This window comes from Streptomyces sp. NBC_00448 (assembly GCF_036014115.1).
Taxonomy (GTDB): domain Bacteria; phylum Actinomycetota; class Actinomycetes; order Streptomycetales; family Streptomycetaceae; genus Actinacidiphila.
The window spans coordinates 4,600,383-4,622,156 of the sequence record NZ_CP107913.1 but is presented as its reverse complement, the minus strand read 5'-3'; the positions used below and the strand labels follow the sequence as shown (position 1 = coordinate 4,622,156).

Sequence of the window (21,774 nt, the reverse complement as noted above, 5' to 3'; positions counted from 1 at the left end):
AACGGGTCACGTTGTTGATCGCCGATGGACGGGTGCGTACTGACCTGTGATGGACTGGTCGGCGGACGGGTGGCCGGACGCCGCTGGACGCTGGCGAATGAGACCAGAACTGAGACCAGCGACCCTCAGGCGGCGTGCGCGATGAAGGCGGCGGTGGAGGTATCGCCGTCGAGAGCGATGTTGAGTGAGGCGTCGAGGGCTTCGGCGAGCCGGGCGAGGAGCGGAAGGGTGGGGACGGTGCCGCCGAGTTCGAGTTTCGACACCTGGGGCTGTGTCATGCGGGCTCGCTTGGCGAGTTCGGTCTGGGAGATCCCAGTTCGGTCCGGCGGTCGTGCACCGCTTGTCCGAGGTCGAAGGCCATCCGAATCTCGGTGCGCATCGCTGCCACCTCGGGAGGCTCGGTATGGCCTTCCGCGGTCTTCCGCTCGCGGGCGAGTTTCCATTGAGCGTGGTTCACAGGTCCGCTCCCTTCGTGACATCGCGAGTGAACTCGTCGTGCGCGCTGTGCCGCTCGGCTTCGCACGTCTTCCTGGCCTGTTTGGCCCGATCCACTTCCGTATCCTCCCGCATCCGGTCGAAGAACGATCCATGCGAGCAGTCATTCAGCGCTCCCTCGGCGGTCCCGACGTGTTGGAAGTCGCCGAGACCGCCAGGCCGTGTCCCGCGTCGGGCGAGATCCTGATACAGGTGAAAGCCACCGGCTTCTGTCCGGCGGACTGGAAGGTCCGCGCCGACCACGTGCGGTGGTTCGGCGACACGCCCTTTACCCTGGGACACGAGTTCAGCGGCGTCGTGGCCGAGTGCGGGGACGACGTGAGCCAATTCGTCGTCGGCGACGAGGTGTTCGGGTGGGCGACGCCGCCGCACGGCAGTCACGCCGAATACGTGGCCGTTCCCGGGACCTCCGTCGCCGCCAAGCCGGCCGCCGTCGACCACGTGCAGGCCGCGGCGCTGCCCATCGCGGGGGCTGACCGCACTGCACGCCCTGGCGAAGATCGCGCAAGTCCGTGCCGGGCAGCGGGTCCGCATCCACGGAGCGGCCGGCGGTGTGGGCCAGTTGGCGGTGCAGATCGCCAAGGAACACGGCGCTCATGTGCTGGCCACGGCACGGGCCGTGAAACACCCGTTCCTGCGGGAGTTGGGCGCGGACGAGCTCGTCGACTACACGCGGTCCGACTTCGCCGGCCTGCGGGACGTGGACGTCGTACTGGACACCATCAGCAACGACTACGGACCGAGGTCGCTCGCCACGCTGAAGCCCGGCGGCATACGTCGTCGACGTCGTAGGCGTCGGCGTCGACCGCACGGCGGTGCGGGAGCAGGCGGCGGCGGCCGGGCCGCGCTTCGTCGAGTTCTCCCTCGAACCCTCTCGGGCGGACCTCGTTGAGCTGGCAGACCTGGCGGACCGGCGCGCCCTGTCCGTTGCCGTCCAGGAGACGCTGCCCTTGGCCGAAGCCGCCAAGGCGCACGAACTGAGCGAGAGCGGACGCGTGCGGGGGAAGATCGTACTCGTGCCCTGAAGCAGCGCCGGTCTGGGCGGATCCGATCAGAGCGGGCGGTGCATGATGTGCAGCCCCACGTAGCCCAGGCGCGGATGCCGGAAGCCCTCGGGGACCGTTCCTATCACCTCGAAGCCCAGCGACTCGTAGAGCTTCACCGCAGGCGTGTTGGACTCCACGACCGCGTTGAACTGCATCGCGCGGTAGCCCTCCGCCGCAGCCCAGCGCAGCGCCTCCTCGCACAGCGCCCGTCCCACGCCGCGCCCGGAATGCTCGGGGTCGACCATGAAGCTGGCGCTGGAGACATGCGCGGCGTTCCCCATCTGGTTGGGGTTCATCTTCGCGGTGCCGAGGACGGTCCCGGACTCGTCCACCGCCACGATCGTGCGGCCGGGCGCGGAGAGCATCCAGAAGGCGCGGCCCTGCTCGGGGGTGATATCGGTCGGGTAGCTGAACGTCTCACCCTCGGCACAGATCCGGTGCAGGAACGGCCAGATCGCGGCCCAGTCCTCTGTGGTGGCTTCCTTGATCAACATGGGGAACAGGATGGCGTGTGGATGCATGATGCATCAACCCCTTTTCCCGACGGCCCGCGAGACGTCCGCGTCTCACGGGCCGAGCAAGACGATGTCGCAGCCTTGATCCGCCCCTGTTCTCGTCGAATGACACAACGGGACAGCTGTGGTGGCGCATGAGAATCCGACCACCTCGGTGACGGCTGCCCCCTCGGTACGCAGCCGGCCGGCCCCGCGGCGGCTCCGACGATCAGCGCCTCGCGCCCCAGTAGCCTGCGGACCTGCCCCGAGGTGGCGGCGATCGCGCGCAGCAGGGCGAGTTCGCGGTGGCGCTGCTGGACGAACAGCACGAACGTACCGACGACCACGAGCACCGCCACCAGCAGCGAGGTGCCGCCCATCGCGCCGCCCATGCCGCCCGCCCGGCTCGCGCGTGCGGCTGTCGAAGGAGGCCGCCACAGAACAACTCCCCGTGCCCGCACCATGTTCGCCGCCCATGAGGCGCGTGCCCTGGCCAACTCGCGTGACTTCGTCGGGGCTTCGCGGGACATGAATGAGGCGGAGCGCCACTTCGAACAGGCGGAATCCGCCACCGACCCGGACTGGCTCGCCTACTTCGACGAGGCCGAGCTGATCGGCGAGTTCTCGCACTGCTTCCGCGACCTCGAACGCCCCACCGATTCCGTCCGGTTCGCGCAACTCGCAGTCGCGAAGACCGCGCCCCAATACGCCCGCACGCTCGCGTTCTGCCGGATGGTCCTCGCGCAGAGCCAGTACCACAGTTCAGCACGACAGGCTGTCTGACGACGACGACTGGCTCCCCGCGCCCGCGGAACCCTTCTACCTGATCCTGCGCCTCTACCAGCCGACCGACTCGGTCCTCAATGGCACCTGGTCCCTGCCCGTCTCCGGCCCTGCGGACCGACCCCAACAATCGTCTTCCCCCAGTTCGTCGCGCGACATCGCGGAGGGCCTTTCAGCGCCCCTTTCCGGCGGGTGCGGCTCCCGTCGGTGGCGTCAAGGGACACGACTGCCATGGAGCCGCGCACGCCACAGAGCATTGGAGGACCGCGTCTTTCGTGGGGCCCCGTCGGCCTCAAGTTCTAGCCCCGACCTCCCGCAATTCAGAAAGCTCCTCGCGCCCCTTCGTGATGACGGTCAGCGTGTGCTGCGGATCCGTCTCGGGAGGGAGCGGGGTGTCGGCGATCAAGTCGCGGAGCGTATAGGGGGCGTCGAGCCAGCCCAGCAGGGCATGCCAGTGTTCCGCTTGATCCCCACTGAGACGTGGATCCCAGGGGTCGGAGTCGTAGGGGGTGTCGTCCCTGCCGAGCAAACCAGAGCGACGCACCAGGCAGGGGTAGCACAGGCCGCAGTTGGCGAGGTTCGAGCCATGCGGGCGTTGCTGCGGAGGGATGCCGCAGCTCAGGGTGGTGGCGAGGTCGGCTCGGGTGAGGCCGGCGGTGAGGGCGGAGCAGCAGACCTGGCGCTTTGTGAGGTGGGCGAGCGGGTTGTGGACGTGTACGACCGGGCCATCGGCCACTGCGGCGATCAGCTGGTTCAGCAGATGGAGCGTCCAGGGATGGACGGAGCGCGTGGAGCACGCGGCGGCGCGACCGGCGGTAAGCGGCGGATTGATGGCGAGTTGGCCGTTCTCGGGGATGTGCGCGACGGGCACGCCCTCGGCGGCTGCGGCCCGGACGGCGGTGGTCGCGTAGAGGAAGCCACGGGAGCGGGTGGTGCGCTCGGGGTCACCCAGCTGCTTGTCCTGGATGCGTACGTTCTGACTCAGGGTGATTTGACGGACTGGACGGGACCGGCGCCTGTACACGCTGCGGTACGCGGAGTCCTGAAGGTGCCCGAAGTTCTGTTCACCGAAGGTGATGAGCAGCAGTTCATCGGACGTAGGGAAGGTGGCGCGCTGAGCCGCCCAACTCAGTGAGTCAAGGCCCCCGGAGAACAGGGCGACCTCTGTGGCGCGGGAGTTCGGATCGAAGGTGAAGGGCACGTTGGTGGCAAGGCCGGGGGCACGGAACTCCACCTCCCAGTGGTCGCCGGTCAGGGTTCGCAGTAAGGATGTGAGGAGTGGGCCGGCGGAGTGCCAGCGGTCGTATGCGGTGACCGGTATGGAGAGCCGCATGTGGCGGGTCCAGCGGTCGAAGGTGGCGTCACGGCGGGCGTGCTTGTCCGCGGCGAAGACCGCGCGGCCGACGCGCTGCAGGTCGTCTGCCCAGGCGGGGGATGGAGCCAGGAGGGGCTGCCACTGTGGGGCCCGGTGCTCGGTCTCCCAGTAGTTACGGTCGCTCAATGGCTGCCATCCGGCGGGCGGTTTCGCCCCGGTGGGCTCGAGCCAGAAGAAGGGGCGATGGGTGGCCGTCATTCGGGTTCCTCCTCGGTGCTCTCCTGGTGCTCCACGAGGTCCTCGATGACCAGGCCCAGCACCTTGCCCACCGCGCCGGGGACCAGACTCCGGGCTATGTCGGGCAGAGAGCCGACCGGTTCCTCTACTACCGACTCCCCGGACTTGGCCTTCTCCACCAGTTCGGCCGCCTCCTCACAAGGGCTCGGCACCAGCGAGAGGACCTTGTCGGCAGCCCAGTCGGCGATGCGATCGCCAGGATCGAGAACGGGCAGGACCGGGACCACGAGCTTGATCTTCTCGGCGATGACCGACCGAAGGAACTCGCTCACGATGTCCGCGAAGAACCACTGGTAGAGCAGGCACAGCAGGTCCCCGGTGAGACCGGCGCCCGCGACCTCCGCTGCACCCGTTGCTGCGCTCTGGTGCTTGAGGAACCGCTCGGCAGTGTCCGCCGCGGCCCGTCGTATCGCCGCGTCGGTGACTGTGCCGCCGTCTCCGCCCACTTCGTTGGTGAAACGGGCCAGGAATTCGCCCGGGTCGTTCAAGTTGCCGGGGCCCTCCTGGGTCAGCACGGCCATCACGTCGGCGAGGCGGTAGCCGGCCGCGGTCGCGGCGTCCACGAGGCCGAAGGCCGACTGGTTCTCGCGCATGGTCTGGTGCAGTACGTCCAGATGGTCATCGAGGATCTTGTCGAGAAGTAGCTCTGCCTGCGGACCATCGGCGTTCCATCTCGACAGACGACGGCTTACGCGGCTCCATTCGGCGGCTGTGCCTGACCGGCCACCCGGACCCGCCCAGCGTGTGGAAGTGCCCATGCCTGTCCCCCTCGCCTTGATGGCGTCCCCTTGCTATGGGAGCAGGAAGGCAGGCGCACAGATAGAACGCGACTCGGCCACTCCCGTGGCCAGTTCAGGGCTCATCTCACGGCGATGATGCGGCGGATAGGTGTAGGGGAAGCTGTGCTCGGACGGAGCCGAATCCGAGGACGCGGGCGTCAAGGTAGGCGGACTGCTCTGGACCCGCCCGGACCAGGAGCCTCCCGCCGTCTGGTCACGGCAACTGCAACCCAAACTGCAACCCTCGACGTCGAAGGGCCCCACCGCGAACGGTGGGGCCCTTCGACGTCGTGCCCGGTGAGGCACTGGCGGAGGATACGAGATTCGAACTCGTGAGGGGTTGCCCCCAACACGCTTTCCAACTCTTCGTCCGGGCGTTCAGACAGGTCCGTCAGCGTCCTGACCTGCAGTGGAGAGGCGCGAGAGGTGACGGCCGGACTGTGCTGAACGCGGGTGAATGCAACTGGAACTGCAACTGCCTAACCGCGCGTCCTGCCTGATCAGAGTGGGATTCGGTGGCCACCGGCCGCGTCAGGATCCGAGCGCGCGCTTATCGTCCAGGCGTCAAATGGACACGCTGGTCACGGTCCCAGTCGAGGATAGGGTCAGCAAAGGTGACGCCCTCGATGCGCTCCCTACGAGACCGGGCGGTGGAGCGCCCCGGCGGCGGGCTCTGGCGGGAGCGGATCGGCCGGGGCGCTCCTGAGAGTCAGCGCCTGTTCGGCCCCGGTGCCTGGGCCTTGCGGTGCCTGCCGGTGCCGTCGCCAAGCGGCTTCAGTTCGGGCGCTGGCACTGACTTGTGGCTTACGCCGGTTAACGTTGAACCGGTACCGTTGGGGCAGAAACCGGCATGCGGGGGTCTAACGTGGGTGAGCCTCTTGAGGCCGGGCTGGTCCGGATCTGGGACGGCGACAAGCCCGCCGGTGCCGGCTTTCTCGCCGGTCCACGGCATCTGGTGTCGGCCGCTCACGTGCTGGCTGGTGTTCTCGGGATCCCTGCTGGGGAGTCACCGCCCTCGGGAGTGCCAGTTAGCCTCGATTTCCCTCTGCTCGCCCCAGGTAGGCGGCAACTCGCCGACATAGTCGCTTGGCGGCCGCCGGTGCCAGGGCAGGGTATGGACGTCGCTGGGCTGCGGCTGCGCGAGCCGCCGCCGCAGGGAGCCCGGCCGCTCGTCCTGAGCAGGCGGCGCGGTGGGCTGGACGGTTCGCTGGTGATGGTGGGGTTTCCCCGCGGTCTGGAGCTCGGCACCTGGGTGCACGGGCGCCAGGGCGGTCCTGTCGCCACGGGCTGGGTGGAGATCGAGAGTGACCCGGCACGGCAGGCCATGCTGGCACCTGGGTTCTCCGGGGCGCCGGTCTGGAGCACGGACGCAGACGCCGCTGTAGGGATGGTCGGCTACCGGGTCACCGGCGCTGGCACGAAGATTGGCTACATGCTTCCTGTGGACGTACTGCTGGAGGCCTGGCCCGAACTGGCAGTGGTGATCGAGCGGCGCGTCCCGTACCGGGCACTGCGCCCCTTCGGCGAGCAGGACGCCGACCTCTACTACGGGCGCGAGGAATTGGCCGGTCAGCTCGTCGACCGAATCCGCTCCGGGGTGCCGCTGATCAGCGTAATCGGTGGATCGGGCGTCGGGAAGTCCTCCCTGTGGCACGCGGGCGTGGTGCCCCGGCTGCACGCCGCTGACCCCCCGGGCACCGTACGGCTCACGATGGCGTTACGACCATCCGACGCCACTACCCCGCTGGCGGCACTGGCCTTCGCCTTCGACCGGTTGATGCGTCCCGGCCTCGGTGCGGTGGCTCGGCTGGAGTCGGTGGATGCGATCGCGGCACGGCTGGCCGACGGGCAGGTGTCCGACATCGTATCCGCCGTGCTGGAGCAGCAACGAGCGGACCAACTGGTGGTTTGCGTCGACCAGTTCGAGGAGGTCTTCGCGGCTTCGGATAACGACTGTGCCGCCTTCGTCCGCGCCCTGCTGTCCTGTCTGACCCCCGCGGCCCGGATGTGCGTGCTGGTGAACCTTCGCGACACCTTCTTGGGGACTGCGTTGCGCGAACGCGCCGTCGCCGAACTCGCACGCGCCTGGCTGCCGGTCACGGTAGGCGAGATGACCGAGGCCGAACTGCGCCGCGTCATGACCGGGCCGCTGGAGCGGGTCGGCACCGTCAGCTTCGCCGACGGGCTCGTCGAGCGCGTCCTGGACGACCTGAAACACACCCCGAACCCGCTGCCCTTGATGGAGTTCACTCTCGCCGAGCTGTGGGAGCACCGGCGCGCAGGCCTGCTGACGCACGAGGCGTACGAGAAGCTGGGCGGCGTCTCCGAGGCCCTCGCTCGTTACGCGGACCGGATCTGGACTGGCATCGACCCGGCGACCCGGACGGTCGCCGATCGGCTGCTCATCCAGTTGGTCCGGCCGCTGCCCGACGGGAAACTAGCCGTTCGCCGTACCGCGCCGCGCGATGAGTGTGACGAGACGCAGTGGACCGTTGGTCAGCGCCTCGCCACCTCTCGACTGCTGATGATGCACGGGATTGGCGTAGGCGGGGGCCGGAGTGCGCTGACCACCGGTATCGAACTGGCACACGATTCACTCTTGGTGCATTGGAAGCATCTGCGTGAACTCTTCGACGAATACCGGGAGTTCCGTCTCTGGCAAGACAACCTCAGACAGCGCATGGCCACCTGGTCCCGCGATGACCGCCCGGGCAGACGACTGCTCGCTGGCGCCGAGCTCAGGGACGCTCGGCGGTGGGTGCGTAGTCATGACGCCCATCTCTCCGCCCGGGAGCGTGAGTACGTCCGGGCTGGCAGAGTGCGCCGCTGGCGAGTGAACGGCATGGTCTGCGCCGCCGTGACGCTCGCCCTGGTGGCAGGGGTCCTGACCTACCAGCACCGTAGCAACCAGGTGGCGGAGTCCATCGCGCGGACCATGAACAGCAAGGCGGAAGAACTGGCTCCCTACGACTCCTACGGCGCGATGCAACTAGGGCTACGCGCCTACCGCACGTATCCGGCCGACGGTCTTTCCACTATCTTCCACTATCTCGGTCCCGTCGATCGGCTGCTGCCGAACGAGAGCGAGTCGGCGGCCGACAGTTCCGCCATCAGTTCCCCGACCCTGACTGCGACGGCGAGCCGGAACAACCTCACACTTTCGTACGACGACCAGACCGAACTCCAGCACCTGACTCACCAAGTCGACGCGGACGGCCGGACGCTGGTCACGATCGACCCGGATGACCACGCCGTCGTGTGGAGGTCGACCGGGGAAGGAGTGGTCGACGAGCCCGTCAAAGGGGTGTTCACGAGCCTCGACCACACCTTCGGGGCGGTGATCAGCAGGAGCGGGCGGTACGTGGCTTTCTCGGATCAGATCATGCCGGTCGTCCAGGGGAGTCGGACTGCCCCTGGCTCATGCCCCGTGCCGCACGAGACGAGCATCACGCCTTGCCTCGTTGTCTACGACACGGTCGAGCACCGGGTCGTCTTCGGCAGGGAATTCACCGCCCTGCCCCAGGAAGGTGCAGTTCACATGAGCATCGACCCGAACGACCGCGTACTGGGACTGGTCGTACCCGACAGCATGCTTCTCACGACGACCGCGAGTCAGCGCAACACCCTGTACCTATTCGATTTGAACACCGGCACGCTCCTGAGAAAGTCCGTCCTGCCGTGGCAGAGCGCAGTGTTCGACTTCTGGCTCGGCCCGGACGCTGACACCGCTATCCTCGGTGAGGCGGAGGCCGACGAGTCCTCCATTAGCTCCGACATCTCCCTGACGCGGGTGAACCTGCGACCCGACCGGATAATCCGCACCCCGCTGGCCGATCCGTCCCGGACGCAGGCCTATATCACCAGCCTGGACGGACGGACCGCGGCCGCGGTGATCAAAGGCCTACATGGCGCCCCAGCGGAACTGAGGTCCTGGAACATCGCGACGGGGACCGAGACAGGACACGTCAGCGGCCTCGATCCCGACGAGGTTGACGGAACGCTCGCCCTGAACTCCACCGGAACCACCGCCTGGTTCTCGACCGTCCCTGATCCCTCCATCGCCGCCACCCAAACCAACGTCGCTGACATTGCCGCCAGCACACCTCGCGGTTCGATCCGGTCGCTGGTCACGGGCAGACGCATCAGCCGCTATGCCTACCCGGACAGCTGGAATTCGCTGATGCCGCTGGGCGACACCCCGGACAGTCCGGTTCTGCTCGTCGACGGCTCGTCCCTGGGAGTCGTAGCGACGTCTTCGGGCGGTCTAAGCCCTCTCCAGCGGGTGTCGGCACCAGCAGCCCCCGGCGTACCCAGCAAATCGCCCGGCGTCGACCACGTGTGCGCACTGTTGGGTACGGAGGTGAACGAGACATTCAACATCCGGCAGTTGGTGCCATCGGGGGCGCACAAAGGGCGTCTGTGTCCCTGAGCAGTGCGCACCCACGCGTCACACAGATCGCAACCATCGAACGGAGACGAGGAGTGTCACATGGTTGAACTCGCCCGCTGGTCCCTGGACGACGGTGGAGAGGTATTGGTGGAGATCGCACAGGACGGCCCGGAGATCAGTCCGGTGTCCCGAACCGGGGATCTTATACAGTCCGCCGGAACCTCACTGGGGTCCGCACTGAGTAGTGTGCGAGACGCCTCGTCCACGATCCTCGGCCAATTCCGCGATGCCGCCGTGCGACCGGACAAGATCGAGGTGGAGTTCGGGGTACACCTGAGCACACAGGTCGGCGCCGTCATCGCGAAATCCAGCCTCGACGGCCACCTGACGGTCAAGCTCAGTTGGGAGGGGGACCGAGCCCCCTAAGGGCTGTTTGAGGTTCGGATCATGTGGTTGAGGTGAGGAGCTTTAGCCGCATGATCGAGCCGCGGAGATGGAGTCCGGCTTCGTAGCTTTGCGGAGACTTGTCGTAGCGGGTGGCCAGCCGCGCCAGGTCTTGATCCTCTGGAAGCAGCTTTCGACGGTGTTGGGCTGTTTGTAGCGGTCGAGATCGTAGGTGACCGGCCGTCCTCCGGCCGAGCCCTCTTCTTGCGGTTGGCCTGCTGGTCGATCTTCTCCGGGATCACCGCGGTGATGTGGCGCCGGCGTAAGTAGGCCCGGTTGGCCCTGGAGGAGTAGGCCCTGTCCGCAGCCACGGCCAGACCTGCCGATTCGTGATGCGCCGCACGATCGTGGAGGCCACGCTGACCAGTTCCAGGTCGGCCTGTCCCCGCGCGGCCGCCTCGGCGATCAACGCGTCCATCAGGTTCTGGAAGACCCCAGCCTTGGCCCAGGAGTCGAAGCGGAACGTATCCAGGCGGAACCTGACATGCGGCGGGGCGCCGACCATGGCTCTGACCAGGCAACGTGGCGTTGGCGTAGGTTGGGTTCTAACGGAGGCTACCGGGTGCCCAGCGGACTGTCTGCGGACTGCTCGAATCGGCTGCGGAAGCAAGGTGCATGGCACCCCCGTCGAGCCTTCAACGAGATTCCCCTGCCTGTCCTGCGTCCTCCCTTCACCCGCGCCACGACGGAAGACGAAGCGCTCGACTCCGCGTGGCGCCTCATTGACGTGGGAACGCGACTCTTTCGAGGACTGAACTGCCGCGGTTGACGCCCCCGTCCTGACGACTACAAGGAAGCAGGGGCATCTTGACCTGCGACAGAACGGGTGTCCGGGCGGGTGGATGACGGCCCCTGACGTGGCCGAACGAGACCAGGACTGAGACCCGCGGCGTCCTCAGGCGGCGTGGACGATGAACTCTCCGGGTGGAAGTGGAGCCGTCGAAGACGACGTTAGGCGGGGCCGACGTCTACTTCGGGCGTCGCTTCGGTGGCACGGGCCACGGGATCACGGCGAGGTTCATATGCTCCTTGAACAGATGCACGAGGTTCGCTCCGTCGAGGAGTTCGAGCCGCCCGTGCTCGTTGGCGAACGCCTCGCTGGCTCGGCCGAACCACGACGTGGTGACCGGTGCTGTTCGAGGCGGAACAGGGCGTTCTCGCCGAGCCGGATCAGGCGGGCACCGTCCGGGTCCAAGCCGGCCTCGGCGCATGCTCGCGCCATGACCTGATGGGCCCGAGCCGAGGTGAATCCCTCATGCCCGAGCGCGGCTTCCGACGACGGCATTCCGCCACCACTTCCCCGGGTCGTTCCACGACGTGCTGCCGGCGCCCATCACCGGACGGACATCCGTTCGGCGTCTGGCACCCGTGCGTCCGACGGTACCGACTTATCCAAGTCCACTTGGACAACGAGAGCTGACGATCAGCGGCTGAGGGGGACATCGGAGGCGACGTTTCCGGACTGCTTGCCTGATCACCGGCCCTGTCGGTGGGGGCCGTTAGCGTACACGGGTGAGGACGGAGATGCAGGATGCCTGCTGGCGTAAGCGGCGACGGCTACCGGTTCTTCTTGCGGGATGCCTTCACTTGCTTCTGCTGCCGTTTCTTGGTCTGTGCTGCCCGCCTCCGCGCAGCCAGAACCTGCTTCTCTTCTGGGGTGAGCATGGCTTTACGGAGGGCGGACTCCAGGAGCTGTTCGTCTTCCCCTAGCCAAGCTGGGCTCCGCCCCGCACCTGTCTCGTCGTTAGTTAGGGCCGCCGTAAGCTCGTCCTGCAGGTCTTCGGCACGGTCGTAGTTGATGATCTCGATCGGTGCACCGTAGACGACCCCAGGCCCGGCGGGGGTCTGCTCGAACTTGTAGTCGTTGTAGGCAACGACCGCGCCTCCGATACCTCGGGCGTCCCCCTTCGGGAGATCGGCTCCGTACATGTTCGAAGCCTCGCCTCGGCGGCCTTCCGGGCTGCTCAGGAAAGGGCACACCATAGTGGCGTAGATCATGCACGTACGGTGGCCAGGAGCCTCAGCCGTAGGGGCGTTGTTGAGGAACTCCTTACCGAGACTGAGGACGGCATCGATCATTTCCGCTTCGTCCCCATCGACGACCCGCCACACCGGCCCAGGCTGCATCTCCCGGCCGCAGACCGTGCATCGACGCTCGGCGACGCAAAGAAACACCCGGCCCATGCTGGTGCTAGCGAACTGAGGGGTTCCGTCCTCCCAGGGAGTGATCGCCGGCACGGGGTACCCGCGTTCGTCTCGCGGGCGGCTGGTGATGCCGGTGGGCATGGTGACGTCGGCGACTCGCATTCAGCGAATATATGGCTCTGCTGGCCGACCGCGCCTGCTCTTCAAGAACACCGCTGACAAGATCAACGGACTGCCCTGAACCCGCCCGGACCAGGACTCTCCCGCCGTCTGATCGCGGCAACTGCAACCCAAACTGCAACCCTCAACGTCGTTGGCCCCCGCTGCGAGCAGCGGGGGCCAACGACGTCGTGCCCGGTGAGGCACTGGCGGAGGATACGAGATTCGAACTCGTGAGGGGTTGCCCCCAACACGCTTTCCAAGCGTGCGCCCTAGGCCACTAGGCGAATCCTCCGGGGGAGACATTACAGGGTGGAGGGGGGTGGGAGCGAACTCGTTCGGAGGGCGGGGGGTGGGGTAGGGTGGGCGCAGCCCCTCACGTGGCGCTATCTCGCTGAACTCCCCCAGGGCCGGAAGGCAGCAAGGGTAAGTGGGCTCTGGCGGGTGCGTGGGGGGTCTTCGCATGCCCGGGGGGATTTTCGGGTCCGGTGGGGCGGTGTCGAGGCGGCGGGACCTCGGCCGGACCGCGGCAGGACCGCAGTCGGACCCGGGTGAGACCCGAGGTGGACCCGTGGTGGGGCGCGGGGTGGGGCGCGGTGTCGGTGGGCCCGGCTAGTCTCGGAGGCGTGTCACTCGCTCTGTATCGCCGCTACCGTCCGGAGACCTTCGCCGAGGTCATCGGGCAGGAGCACGTCACCGACCCGTTGCAGCAGGCGCTGCGCAACAACCGGGTCAATCACGCGTACCTGTTCAGCGGCCCGCGGGGGTGCGGGAAGACGACGAGCGCGCGGATTCTGGCGCGCTGCCTGAACTGCGAGCAGGGACCGACGCCGACACCGTGCGGGGAGTGCCAGTCGTGCCGCGACCTGGCGCGGAACGGCCCGGGGTCGATCGACGTGATCGAGATCGACGCGGCGTCGCACGGCGGTGTGGACGACGCCCGCGATCTGCGCGAGAAGGCGTTCTTCGGGCCGGCCGGCAGCCGGTACAAGATCTACATCATCGACGAGGCCCACATGGTCACGTCGGCGGGGTTCAACGCGCTGCTGAAGGTGGTCGAGGAGCCGCCGGAGCACCTGAAGTTCATCTTCGCGACCACCGAGCCGGAGAAGGTCATCGGCACGATCCGGTCGCGTACGCACCACTACCCGTTCCGGCTGGTGCCGCCGGGGACCTTGCGGGACTACCTCGCCGAGGTGTGCGGGCACGAGGCGATCCAGGTCGAGGACGGGGTGTATCCGCTGGTGGTGCGCGCCGGGGCCGGCTCGGTGCGGGACTCGATGTCGGTGATGGACCAGTTGCTGGCCGGCGCGAGCACCGACGGTGTGACGTACGCGATGGCGACGGCGCTGCTCGGTTACACGGACGCGGCGCTGCTCGACGAGGTGGTGGACGCGTTCGCGTCGGGCGACGGCGCGGCGGTCTACGGGATCGTGGACCGGGTGATCGAGGGCGGGCACGACCCGCGGCGGTTCGTCACGGACCTGCTGGAGCGGCTGCGCGACCTGGTGATCATCGCGGCCGTGCCGGACGCGGTGGAGAAGGGGCTGATCGACGCGCCCCGGGACGTGGTCGAGCGGATGCAGGCACAGGCGTCGGTCTTCGGCGCCGCCGAGCTGAGCCGCGCGGCCGACCTGGTCAACACCGGACTGACGGAGATGCGCGGCGCGACCTCGCCCCGGCTCCAACTGGAGCTGATCTGCGCCCGGGTGCTGCTCCCGGCCGCGTACGAGGACGAACGCTCGTTGCAGGCGCGGCTGGAGCGGCTGGAGCGCGGGGTCAGCCTCGGCGGCCCGGCGAACGCCGCGACGGCCCCCGGCGGCGGGCCCGGCTACGGTGACGCGCCCGGCGGCCCGGCCCAGGCCGGCGGTGCCACGGGTCCGGGTGGCGGTCCGGCGTACGGCGGCGGCCCCGCGGGCCCGTCCGGTCCGGCGGCGGCGAGGGCCGCACTGGGCCGTACGGCAACGGGCCCGGCGGCACCCGCACCCGCACCTGCGTACGCACCCGCGGCTCCCGCCCCCGCGCCGGAGGCGCAGCAGCAGCCCGCGGCCCCCGCGTCGCCGCCACCCGCGCCCGTACCGCCGGCACCGCCCGTGCCGGACAGCGGGGACGCGGCCCCCGATCCTTCCTCCGCCCCGCGCCCGGGTGCGTGGCCGACCTCCGCCGCGCCGGGTGCGCCTGCCGCCTCCCCCGCGCCGGCCCCCCGCCCGGGCGCGTGGCCGACCACGGCCGGCCCGTCCCAGCCGAACCCTCCGCACCAGCAGACACACCAGCAGGCGCATCAGCCCCCGTCCGGCCCGCCGGCCGGAGCGTCCGCGCCCCCGCCCGCCCCCGCGGCCACCCCCGTGTCCAGCGGCCCCATCGGCGACCCCTCCCGCGTCCGCGAGCTGTGGCCGCAGATCCTGGAGGCCGTCAAGCACCGTCGGCTCACCTGGATTCTGCTGCTCAACAACGCCCGGGTGGTCGGCTTCGACGGCGAGACGCTGCAACTCGGCTTCGACAACCTCGGCGCGCGCAACAGCTTCGCCAACGGCGACAGCGAGGACGTGCTGAAGCAGGCGATCGGCACGGTGACCGGGGCGCGGTGGAAGATCGAGACCCTGGTCGACCCGGGCGGCGGCGGCAGCGACGGCGGTGGGCGAGGCGGCCCCGGGGGTGGCGGAGGCCGCGGCGGTCCCCCTCGCACGCAGGCACCCGGCGGCCCGGGCGGCCCGCCACAAGGCCAAGGTCAAGGTCAAGGACAGAGCCAGGGCCCGGCAGGTCAAGGCCCCGGCCGACCGCCCACCGGTCAGCAGCCGAACGGCCAGGGCGGCGCGCCCTCCGCGTACGGCTCGGCCCCGCCCGCCGCCGCCCCGCCCGCCCCTCGCCGGGAGGGCCAGGGCGGCACCGCCGTGCCCGGCCCCGGCGGTGGCCAGGGCGCCGGCCCGGGCATGGGTTCGGGTGCGGGCGACACGCGTCCGTACGCCGGCGGCTCCTCCTTCGCCGAGCCACCGCCCCTCGAGGACGACATCCCCGAGGAGGACGACCCGGAACTGGTGGATTCGGCACCGGCTCTCAGCGGCCACGACCTGTTCATCAAGGGGCTCGGCGCGACGGTCATCGAGGAGATCAGCCACGACTGAGCGCGGGTGCGCACAGGCGTCGGCGGGCGTACGCGCACCGGCCCGCGCAGAAGCCCGTGCACCGGCCCGCGTACACGTACGGGCACGGGTGCGACGTGGGTACGGCGGTGCGTGCGACCAGGGGAGGGGTGCGCGCCGCGCCGATCCTCCGTACGGCGTAGGGCGCTGGGCCGTACGAGCACGTAGGCTCGCCCTGTCACGTAAAACACGCGGCAATCCCGTAAAACCCGTAGAGCCGCAGTACTCGCAGGGCCCGTAGACAACAGACGGCACAGGCAGGAGCGATTCCGTGATCCCCGGTGGTGGTCAGCCGAACATGCAGGCGCTGCTCCAGCAGGCGCAGAAGATGCAGCAGGATCTCGCGGCGGCCCAGCAGGAGCTGGCCGAGACGACGGTGGAGGGCTCGGCGGGCGGCGGCCTGGTGCGGGCGACGGTGACGGGTGCGGGCGAACTGCGCGGGCTGGTCATCGACCCGAAGGCGGTCGACCCCGACGACACCGAGACCCTCGCCGACCTGGTGGTCGCCGCGGTGCACCACGCGAACGAGTCGGCGCAGAAGCTCCAGCAGGACAAGCTCGGCCCGCTCGCCCAGGGGCTGGGCGGGATGCCCGGGCTGCCGTTCTGAGCCTGAGCCGGCGCTCCGCCTGACGTCGTTCTGCCGGTTCGGCTCGTTCGACTCCGTCCGGCGCTCAGGGTCCGGCCGCGGTTCCCCGCCCGGACCCTGATCCCCAGCTCCCGACCCTCACCCCCCCCGACCCCCAGGCCAGAAGCTCCGTGGGCCCCGAAGATCCGAAGGAAGGCACGGCGTGTACGAAGGCGTGGTGCAGGACCTGATCGACGAGCTGGGCAGGCTGCCGGGCGTGGGGCCCAAGAGCGCGCAGCGGATCGCCTTCCACATCCTGCAGGCCGACCCGGCCGACGTACGCCGGCTGGCGCACACGCTCTCCGAGGTCAAGGCGAAGGTGCGGTTCTGCGCGGTGTGCGGGAACGTCGCGCAGGAGGAGCGCTGCCGGGTGTGCAGCGACCCGCGGCGCGACCCCGCGGTGATCTGCGTGGTCGAGGAGCCCAAGGACGTGGTGGCGGTCGAGCGCACCCGGGAGTTCCGCGGGCGGTACCACGTACTGGGCGGCGCGATCAGCCCGATCGAGGGTGTCGGCCCCGACGATCTGCGGATACGGGAACTGCTCGCCCGCCTCGCCGACGGCACCGTCACCGAACTGATCCTGGCCACGGACCCGAACCTCGAAGGCGAGGCGACGGCCACGTATCTGGCCCGCATGGTGAAGCCCATGGGTTTGCGCGTCACGCGACTGGCCAGTGGACTCCCGGTGGGCGGCGACTTGGAGTACGCGGACGAGGTCACGCTGGGGCGGGCCTTCGAAGGGAGGCGGTTGCTGGATGTCTGACGCCGTGGTGGACGAGGACGCGCGGGCGAGGAAGAGCGGGAGCGGCAGGAACGTGAGCGTGGCGGGCAAGGACGTGGCGGGAGCAGCCGCGGGCAAGGGCGGTACGGGCGCGGGCGGCCCAGCCGCCGGCAGGAGCGGTGCCGCGGGCGGGAGCGCCCTGCCGGGCCGGCCGGACGCCCCGGGGCCGATGCCGGAGCCGCAGGAACCGGACGAGTTCGCCGTCCAGATCAGCGACCAGATCGAGAGCTTCATCCTCTCGGTCCGCGAGGTCGCCAAGGGCGACGACCCGGACAGCGCGGTGCCGTACCTGCTGCTGGAGGTCTCCCAGTTGCTGCTGGCCGGCGGGCGGCTCGGCGCGCACGAGGACATCGTGCCGGACGAGCGGTACGAACCGGACGCCGGTCCTGAGCCGGACGAGGACGACCTGCGGCAGCGGCTGGCCACGCTGCTGGAGCCGATCGACGTGTACTCGGAGGTCTTCGACCCGTACGTGCCGCGGTCGACGCCGGTGGCCTGCCGGATCTCCGACGACCTGGCCGACGTGGTGGCGAACCTGGCCCACGGCCTCACCCACTTCCAGGCAGGCCGGGTGTCTGAGGCGTTGTGGTGGTGGCAGTTCTCGTACCTGTCGAGCTGGGGGCTGACGGTCAGCGCGTCGCTGCGCGCGCTCCAGTCGCTGGTGGCGCACGTACGGCAGGACAGCCCGCTGGACGAGCTGGACGGCCTGGACACGGGCGGCGACGAGGACGAGGAACAGCTGGCGCGCGAGGCGGGCCGGGTGATGGAGGCGGAGCTCGGCACGATGGGGTTGCGCCGCCGCCGGCAGTGAAAACCTGGTGATCGCCTGGTGCTCGCCGCCGCGCGGTGATCACCCGGTGTGTCGGCGCGCGCGGTGTCGCCCGGTGCTCGCCCGCCTCCGAATGGCGGTGATCACCTGGTGAACCCCGTGTCTCAGCATGTGATAAGGGCGGGGCGGTCGCGGGCGGCTCGTTAAACTGGGCCGACCGCATTCACCCTTGATCCACCCTGAGCGAGGAGCGCACGTGGGCCTTGTCGTGCAGAAGTACGGCGGCTCCTCAGTCGCCGATGCCGAAGGCATCAAGCGGGTCGCCCGCCGAATCGTGGACACCAAGAAGGCCGGCCACCGCGTGGTCGTCGTGGTGTCGGCGATGGGCGACACGACCGACGAACTGATCGATCTCGCCGAGCAGATCTCACCGATCCCGTCCGGCCGCGAGTTCGACATGCTGCTGACGGCCGGTGAGCGCATCTCGATGGCGCTGCTGGCGATGGCGATCAAGAACCTCGGCCATGAGGCGCAGTCCTTCACCGGCAGCCAGGCCGGCGTGATCACCGACTCGGTGCACAACAAGGCGCGGATCATCGATGTGACGCCGGGCCGCATCCGGACCGCGCTCGACGAGGGCAACATCGCGATCGTGGCCGGGTTCCAGGGTGTGTCGCAGGACAAGAAGGACATCACCACGCTGGGGCGGGGCGGCTCGGACACCACCGCGGTGGCGCTGGCCGCCGCGCTGGACGCCGAGGTGTGCGAGATCTACACGGACGTCGACGGGGTGTTCACCGCCGACCCGCGGGTGGTGAAGACGGCCCGCAAGATGGACTGGATCGCCTTCGAGGACATGCTGGAGCTGGCCAGCTCCGGCTCGAAGGTGCTGCTGCACCGCTGCGTGGAGTACGCCCGCCGCTACAACATCCCGATCCACGTCCGTTCCTCGTTCTCCGGGCTTCCGGGCACCTGGGTCAGCAACGAACCACCCCAAGGAGACAGGCCGATGGAGCAGGCGATCATCTCCGGCGTTTCGCACGACACGACCGAGGCGAAGATCACCGTGGTCGGGGTACCGGACAAGCCGGGCGAGGCCGCGACGATCTTCCGGGCGATCGCGGACGCCGAGATCAACATCGACATGGTGGTGCAGAACGTGTCGGCCGCGGCCACCGGGCTCACCGACATCTCCTTCACCCTGCCGAAGGCCGAGGGGCACAAGGCGATCGAGGCGCTCACCAAGGCGCAGACGGTGATCGCCTTCGACTCCCTGCGCTACGACGACCAGATCGGCAAGCTCTCGCTGGTCGGGGCCGGGATGAAGACCAACCCGGGGGTGACCGCGACCTTCTTCGAGGCGCTGTCCAACGCAGGGGTGAACATCGAGCTGATCTCGACCTCGGAGATCCGGATCTCCGTGGTCACCCGGATCGACGATGTGAAGCCGGCCGTGCAGGCGGTGCACTCGGCGTTCGGGCTGGACAGCGACAGCGACGAGGCGGTCGTCTACGGCGGCACCGGCCGCTGAACGTGCTGGTGAACGGGTAGCCGGGCGGCCGCTCGGCGGGCAGTTGCCCGCGACGTCGGACATTCGCTCCCCCTCGGCCGCAACCGATGGCCGTGGGGGAGCGTCTTTGTGTCAACGCACGCCCGTGGGGCTCACAGGGCTCCCCTAGGGTGGTGCACACCGAGCGCCGACCCGGGGGCGGTCGGTGCAGGTGGGGCATTGCGCGGCATTGAGGAAGAGCTGGTACGCATGGCGATATGTGGCACTCCGTCGAGCGAAGTGCCTTGCGCGTACAACCCTCGCGGGGGGATGCGTGTCCAACTGGCGTGGCGGAGGCATGGGGTATCGAGACGGGATTCGGGCGGCGCGGCGGTACGATCGCGCCTCCGCGGCCCTCGCGTGCGGCGACCGGCGGTCTGCCGGTGATCGCGCCCTGGCCGGTGCGGGTGGCCGGCGCGAACCACGACGGCGCTGAAGGGGCGATGGCCGTCGGCACCACCGTGGACCACCTCACCGAGACCTACCGCGCCCACTACCGCTCGCTGCTCGGGCTGGCCGCGCTGCTGCTGGACGACACCGCCTCCTGCGAGGACGTCGTCCAGGAGGCGTTCATCCGGGTGCACTCCGCCCGCAGCCGGGTCCGCGACCCCGAGAAGACCCTCGCCTATCTGCGGCAGACCGTGGTCAACCTCTCCCGCTCGGCGCTGCGTCGGCGCATCCTCGGCCTCAAGCTGCTGGCCAAGCCGATGCCGGACATGGCCAGCGCCGAGGAGGGCGCGTACGAGATCCTGGAGCGCGACCAGCTCAAGGCGGCGATGCGCAAACTCCAGCGCCGCCAGCGCGAGGTCCTCGTGCTGCGCTACTTCGTCGACATGACCGAGGCGCAGGTCGCGGAGACCCTGGGGATTTCCCTGGGCTCGGTGAAGGCGTACGGTTCGCGTGGTCTTGCGGCGCTGCGCGTCGCGATGGAGGCGACGGCATGAGACCTCCGCACGACCCCCAGGGCCCCAACGGCCCCAGTGGCACCCACGGCCCCGAAGGCCCCGACGACGCACCCGAGATGGACGAGCAGACCCCCCGAGCCCCGCACGACCCGCACGACCCGCCGCAGGACGAGACGCGGGACGAGGCGCCCGCGCAGCAGGAACCGCCGATGCCGGCCGCACCGGCGTCCCCTGGCGCGGCGGACGCCGACGACGCGGGTTCCGCAGCGTCGGGTTCCGCGGATGTGGTTGCCGAGGACGCGGGTTCCGCGGACGCGGGCTCCACCGATGCGGGTGCCGACGAGCCGACGGCTCCCGTCCGTGCGGTGTCCGGCCACGCCGATCCCGTTGGCGAACCGATCATGCACGACGTGACGCCCGTCAGCGGCAGCACCGACCTGGACGACCTGACCTCCGACGAAGCCTCGCTGCGTGCCCTCATGCACCAGGCCGTCGACGGGCTGCACGCCTCCCCTGACGCGCTGGAACACCTGCGGCGGGCCGTACCGCTGCGGCGCCAGCGCCGTCGCCAGGCGGTGCTCGGTGCCGTCGCGGCTGTCATCCTCGTGGGCCTGGCGGTGCCCGCCGTCGTCCGGGTCGCGGGCAGGTCGGGGCACACCACCGCCGCGCAGGTCGGCGTCGGCAGCTCGTACACGGTCACCCCCGACGCCGGCGGTCTCCGCAAGGGCGACGCCGCGGACCCTTCGGGCAAGGCCACCCACCGGCCCGACAAGGACCGCCCGCCCACCGGCACGCCCACCGGCCCCCGGAGCACCCCGTCCGGCGGGGGAGCCCCGGTGCCCGACTGCTCCAGTGTCCAACTCGGCCAGGGCCTCAGCGAGGCCGACAGCCCCGACGCCGACGGCCGCGTCTACGGCTGGTTCCGTGTCGCCAACGTCTCCGACACCCCGTGCACGGTGCCCAGCGGCGGCGTCATCCGTGCCGTGGCGCACGGCTCCGCCGAGCAGGCCGCCATCCAGGTCGTCGGCCACACCCAGGGCGACCCGGCGACGGGCCTGCCCGCCGTGATGGCCGAGGCCCCGATCGTGCTCGGCCCCGGCCAGGACTACGAGGTCGCCTTCGCCTGGGTGCCCACCTCGGGGACGACCGGCTGTGTCGCCACCACGACCCCGCCCACCTCCTCGACGCCGACACCGTCCTCGACCGGCTCGGACGGCAGCGACCAGGGCACTGACTCCGGCTCGGACTCGTCGAGCGGCAACGTCCAGCCGGCGGGCGGCGTCCCGCCCACCTCCGCGCCGGCCAGCGTCACCTTGGACCACACCCCGGCGGCGGGCGCGCCCGTCGTCGCCGGCCCCGTCATCCAGGGTGCCTGTGCGGGCACCGTCTACACGACGCCTCCGATAGCGCAGTCGCTCGCCACCGCGCCTTAGGCCGTAGCCGCAGCGCTCCCCAGCCTCCGCGGCCCGCGTAGGTGGGCCGGGGGCTCGGATCACGCGTGGACCGGAGCGCGGGCCGGGACCCCCGGACCGGGGCGCGGGACCGGAACACCGGGTCGGCAACAGGGGGACGGGAACGCCGGACCAGGCCCGTGAGCTGGCGCGGGCCCTTCCGTGGCGGCGGCCGTGCCGGGCCGGTCGGGGGCGGTTGCGGCCCGC

General features: G+C 69.7%; 16 protein-coding genes, 1 tRNA gene, 1 other RNA gene and 4 pseudogenes. 14 read left to right on the top strand and 8 right to left on the bottom strand.

What is annotated here, in order from left to right:
- Positions 1-125: 125 nt before the first annotated feature.
- Positions 126-457: pseudogene (locus OG370_RS19515) on the bottom strand (helix-turn-helix domain-containing protein).
- A 131-nt stretch (positions 458-588) separates the two neighbouring features.
- Here OG370_RS19515 and OG370_RS19510 point away from each other — a divergent pair.
- The 3 genes and pseudogenes from OG370_RS19510 to OG370_RS19500 form a co-directional block, all read left to right on the top strand.
- A pseudogene (locus tag OG370_RS19510) lies at positions 589-861 on the top strand (alcohol dehydrogenase catalytic domain-containing protein); the annotation flags it as partial.
- Positions 862-1,048: 187 nt separating this feature from the next.
- On the top strand, positions 1,049-1,387 hold the full coding sequence (locus OG370_RS19505) for a zinc-binding dehydrogenase (RefSeq protein ID WP_328466004.1): 339 nt from the start codon (positions 1,049-1,051) through the stop codon (positions 1,385-1,387).
- Positions 1,311-1,520 (top strand): zinc-binding dehydrogenase, encoded by a 210-nt coding sequence (locus OG370_RS19500; protein WP_328466002.1) that lies wholly within the window; start codon positions 1,311-1,313, stop codon positions 1,518-1,520. The genes OG370_RS19505 and OG370_RS19500 overlap by 77 nt, the downstream gene beginning before the upstream one ends.
- Positions 1,521-1,546: 26 nt before the next feature.
- Here the strand turns inward: OG370_RS19500 and OG370_RS19495 are convergent, their stop codons facing one another.
- Both OG370_RS19495 and OG370_RS19490 read right to left on the bottom strand, forming a co-directional pair.
- Positions 1,547-2,035, bottom strand: a complete 489-nt coding sequence (locus tag OG370_RS19495; protein ID WP_328466000.1) for a GNAT family N-acetyltransferase — start codon at positions 2,033-2,035, stop codon at positions 1,547-1,549.
- Between the two features lie 167 nt (positions 2,036-2,202).
- A pseudogene (locus OG370_RS19490) lies at positions 2,203-2,427 on the bottom strand (FtsX-like permease family protein); the annotation flags it as partial.
- A 136-nt stretch (positions 2,428-2,563) separates the two neighbouring features.
- Here OG370_RS19490 and OG370_RS19485 point away from each other — a divergent pair.
- On the top strand, positions 2,564-2,818 hold the full coding sequence (locus OG370_RS19485; RefSeq protein WP_328465998.1) for a hypothetical protein: 255 nt from the start codon (positions 2,564-2,566) through the stop codon (positions 2,816-2,818).
- A 292-nt stretch (positions 2,819-3,110) separates the two neighbouring features.
- Here OG370_RS19485 and OG370_RS19480 read toward each other — a convergent pair whose 3' ends face one another.
- Both OG370_RS19480 and OG370_RS19475 read right to left on the bottom strand, forming a co-directional pair.
- Positions 3,111-4,391, bottom strand: a complete 1,281-nt coding sequence (locus OG370_RS19480) for a hypothetical protein (RefSeq protein WP_328465996.1) — start codon at positions 4,389-4,391, stop codon at positions 3,111-3,113.
- A complete protein-coding gene (locus OG370_RS19475) occupies positions 4,388-5,023 on the bottom strand; it encodes a hypothetical protein (protein WP_328465994.1) in 636 nt (211 codons plus the stop codon). Before OG370_RS19475 ends, OG370_RS19480 begins: the two co-directional genes overlap by 4 nt.
- A gap of 1,036 nt (positions 5,024-6,059) precedes the next feature.
- On the opposite strand from OG370_RS19475, the gene OG370_RS19470 reads away from it, so the two are divergent.
- Together OG370_RS19470 and OG370_RS19465 are read left to right on the top strand one after the other, a co-directional pair.
- Positions 6,060-9,638: a serine protease gene (locus OG370_RS19470; protein WP_328465992.1), complete on the top strand. Its 3,579-nt coding sequence runs from the start codon at positions 6,060-6,062 to the stop codon at positions 9,636-9,638.
- A 60-nt stretch (positions 9,639-9,698) separates the two neighbouring features.
- A complete protein-coding gene (locus OG370_RS19465) occupies positions 9,699-10,025 on the top strand; it encodes a CU044_2847 family protein (protein ID WP_328465990.1) in 327 nt (108 codons plus the stop codon).
- A 19-nt stretch (positions 10,026-10,044) separates the two neighbouring features.
- Here the strand turns inward: OG370_RS19465 and OG370_RS19460 are convergent.
- From OG370_RS19460 to OG370_RS19450, 3 genes and pseudogenes are all read right to left on the bottom strand, one after another.
- Positions 10,045-10,357: pseudogene (locus OG370_RS19460) on the bottom strand (transposase); the annotation flags it as partial.
- 1,243 nt (positions 10,358-11,600) lie between these two features.
- The gene (locus OG370_RS19455) at positions 11,601-12,350 is read right to left on the bottom strand and encodes a hypothetical protein (RefSeq protein ID WP_328465988.1); all 750 of its coding nucleotides are present in this window, start codon (positions 12,348-12,350) and stop codon (positions 11,601-11,603) included.
- A 204-nt stretch (positions 12,351-12,554) separates the two neighbouring features.
- A tRNA-Ser gene (locus OG370_RS19450) sits at positions 12,555-12,642 on the bottom strand.
- Between the two features lie 72 nt (positions 12,643-12,714).
- On the opposite strand from OG370_RS19450, the gene ffs reads away from it, so the two are divergent.
- The 8 genes from ffs (at position 12,715) to OG370_RS19410 (ending at position 21,549) form a co-directional block, all read left to right on the top strand.
- Positions 12,715-12,811, top strand: an RNA gene (gene ffs, locus OG370_RS19445) — signal recognition particle sRNA small type.
- A 162-nt stretch (positions 12,812-12,973) separates the two neighbouring features.
- Positions 12,974-15,469 carry a DNA polymerase III subunit gamma and tau gene (locus tag OG370_RS19440; RefSeq protein WP_328465986.1) on the top strand — a complete coding sequence of 832 codons (2,496 nt, stop codon included), beginning with the start codon at positions 12,974-12,976 and terminating at the stop codon, positions 15,467-15,469.
- A 289-nt stretch (positions 15,470-15,758) separates the two neighbouring features.
- Positions 15,759-16,094, top strand: a complete 336-nt coding sequence (locus OG370_RS19435) for a YbaB/EbfC family nucleoid-associated protein (protein WP_103890964.1) — start codon at positions 15,759-15,761, stop codon at positions 16,092-16,094.
- Between the two features lie 181 nt (positions 16,095-16,275).
- Positions 16,276-16,875 (top strand): recombination mediator RecR, encoded by a 600-nt coding sequence (gene recR / locus OG370_RS19430; RefSeq protein ID WP_328465981.1) that lies wholly within the window; start codon positions 16,276-16,278, stop codon positions 16,873-16,875.
- A gap of 187 nt (positions 16,876-17,062) precedes the next feature.
- Positions 17,063-17,704: a DUF5063 domain-containing protein gene (locus OG370_RS19425; RefSeq protein WP_328474244.1), complete on the top strand. Its 642-nt coding sequence runs from the start codon at positions 17,063-17,065 to the stop codon at positions 17,702-17,704.
- Positions 17,705-17,918: 214 nt separating this feature from the next.
- Complete coding sequence (locus OG370_RS19420; RefSeq protein ID WP_328465980.1) at positions 17,919-19,193, top strand: aspartate kinase; 1,275 nt, start codon at positions 17,919-17,921, stop codon at positions 19,191-19,193.
- Between the two features lie 305 nt (positions 19,194-19,498).
- Positions 19,499-20,155: a SigE family RNA polymerase sigma factor gene (locus tag OG370_RS19415; protein ID WP_328465978.1), complete on the top strand. Its 657-nt coding sequence runs from the start codon at positions 19,499-19,501 to the stop codon at positions 20,153-20,155.
- Positions 20,152-21,549 (top strand): hypothetical protein, encoded by a 1,398-nt coding sequence (locus OG370_RS19410; RefSeq protein WP_328465976.1) that lies wholly within the window; start codon positions 20,152-20,154, stop codon positions 21,547-21,549. Before OG370_RS19415 ends, OG370_RS19410 begins: the two co-directional genes overlap by 4 nt.
- Positions 21,550-21,774 lie beyond the last annotated feature (225 nt).

Excerpts from the sequence above, each read along its gene's own strand:
- OG370_RS19410 (WP_328465976.1), top strand. The coding sequence starts at position 20,152 with ATGAGACCTCCGCACGACCCCCAGGGCCCCAACGGCCCCAGTGGCACC.
- OG370_RS19465 (WP_328465990.1), top strand. The coding sequence starts at position 9,699 with ATGGTTGAACTCGCCCGCTGGTCCCTGGACGACGGTGGAGAGGTATTG.
- OG370_RS19455 (WP_328465988.1), bottom strand. The coding sequence starts at position 12,350 with ATGCGAGTCGCCGACGTCACCATGCCCACCGGCATCACCAGCCGCCCG.
- OG370_RS19495 (WP_328466000.1), bottom strand. The coding sequence starts at position 2,035 with ATGTTGATCAAGGAAGCCACCACAGAGGACTGGGCCGCGATCTGGCCG.
- OG370_RS19425 (WP_328474244.1), top strand. The coding sequence starts at position 17,063 with ATGCCGGAGCCGCAGGAACCGGACGAGTTCGCCGTCCAGATCAGCGAC.
- OG370_RS19475 (WP_328465994.1), bottom strand. The coding sequence starts at position 5,023 with ATGCGCGAGAACCAGTCGGCCTTCGGCCTCGTGGACGCCGCGACCGCG.
- OG370_RS19470 (WP_328465992.1), top strand. The coding sequence starts at position 6,060 with ATGCGGGGGTCTAACGTGGGTGAGCCTCTTGAGGCCGGGCTGGTCCGG.
- OG370_RS19480 (WP_328465996.1), bottom strand. The coding sequence starts at position 4,391 with ATGACGGCCACCCATCGCCCCTTCTTCTGGCTCGAGCCCACCGGGGCG.
- OG370_RS19485 (WP_328465998.1), top strand. The coding sequence starts at position 2,564 with ATGAATGAGGCGGAGCGCCACTTCGAACAGGCGGAATCCGCCACCGAC.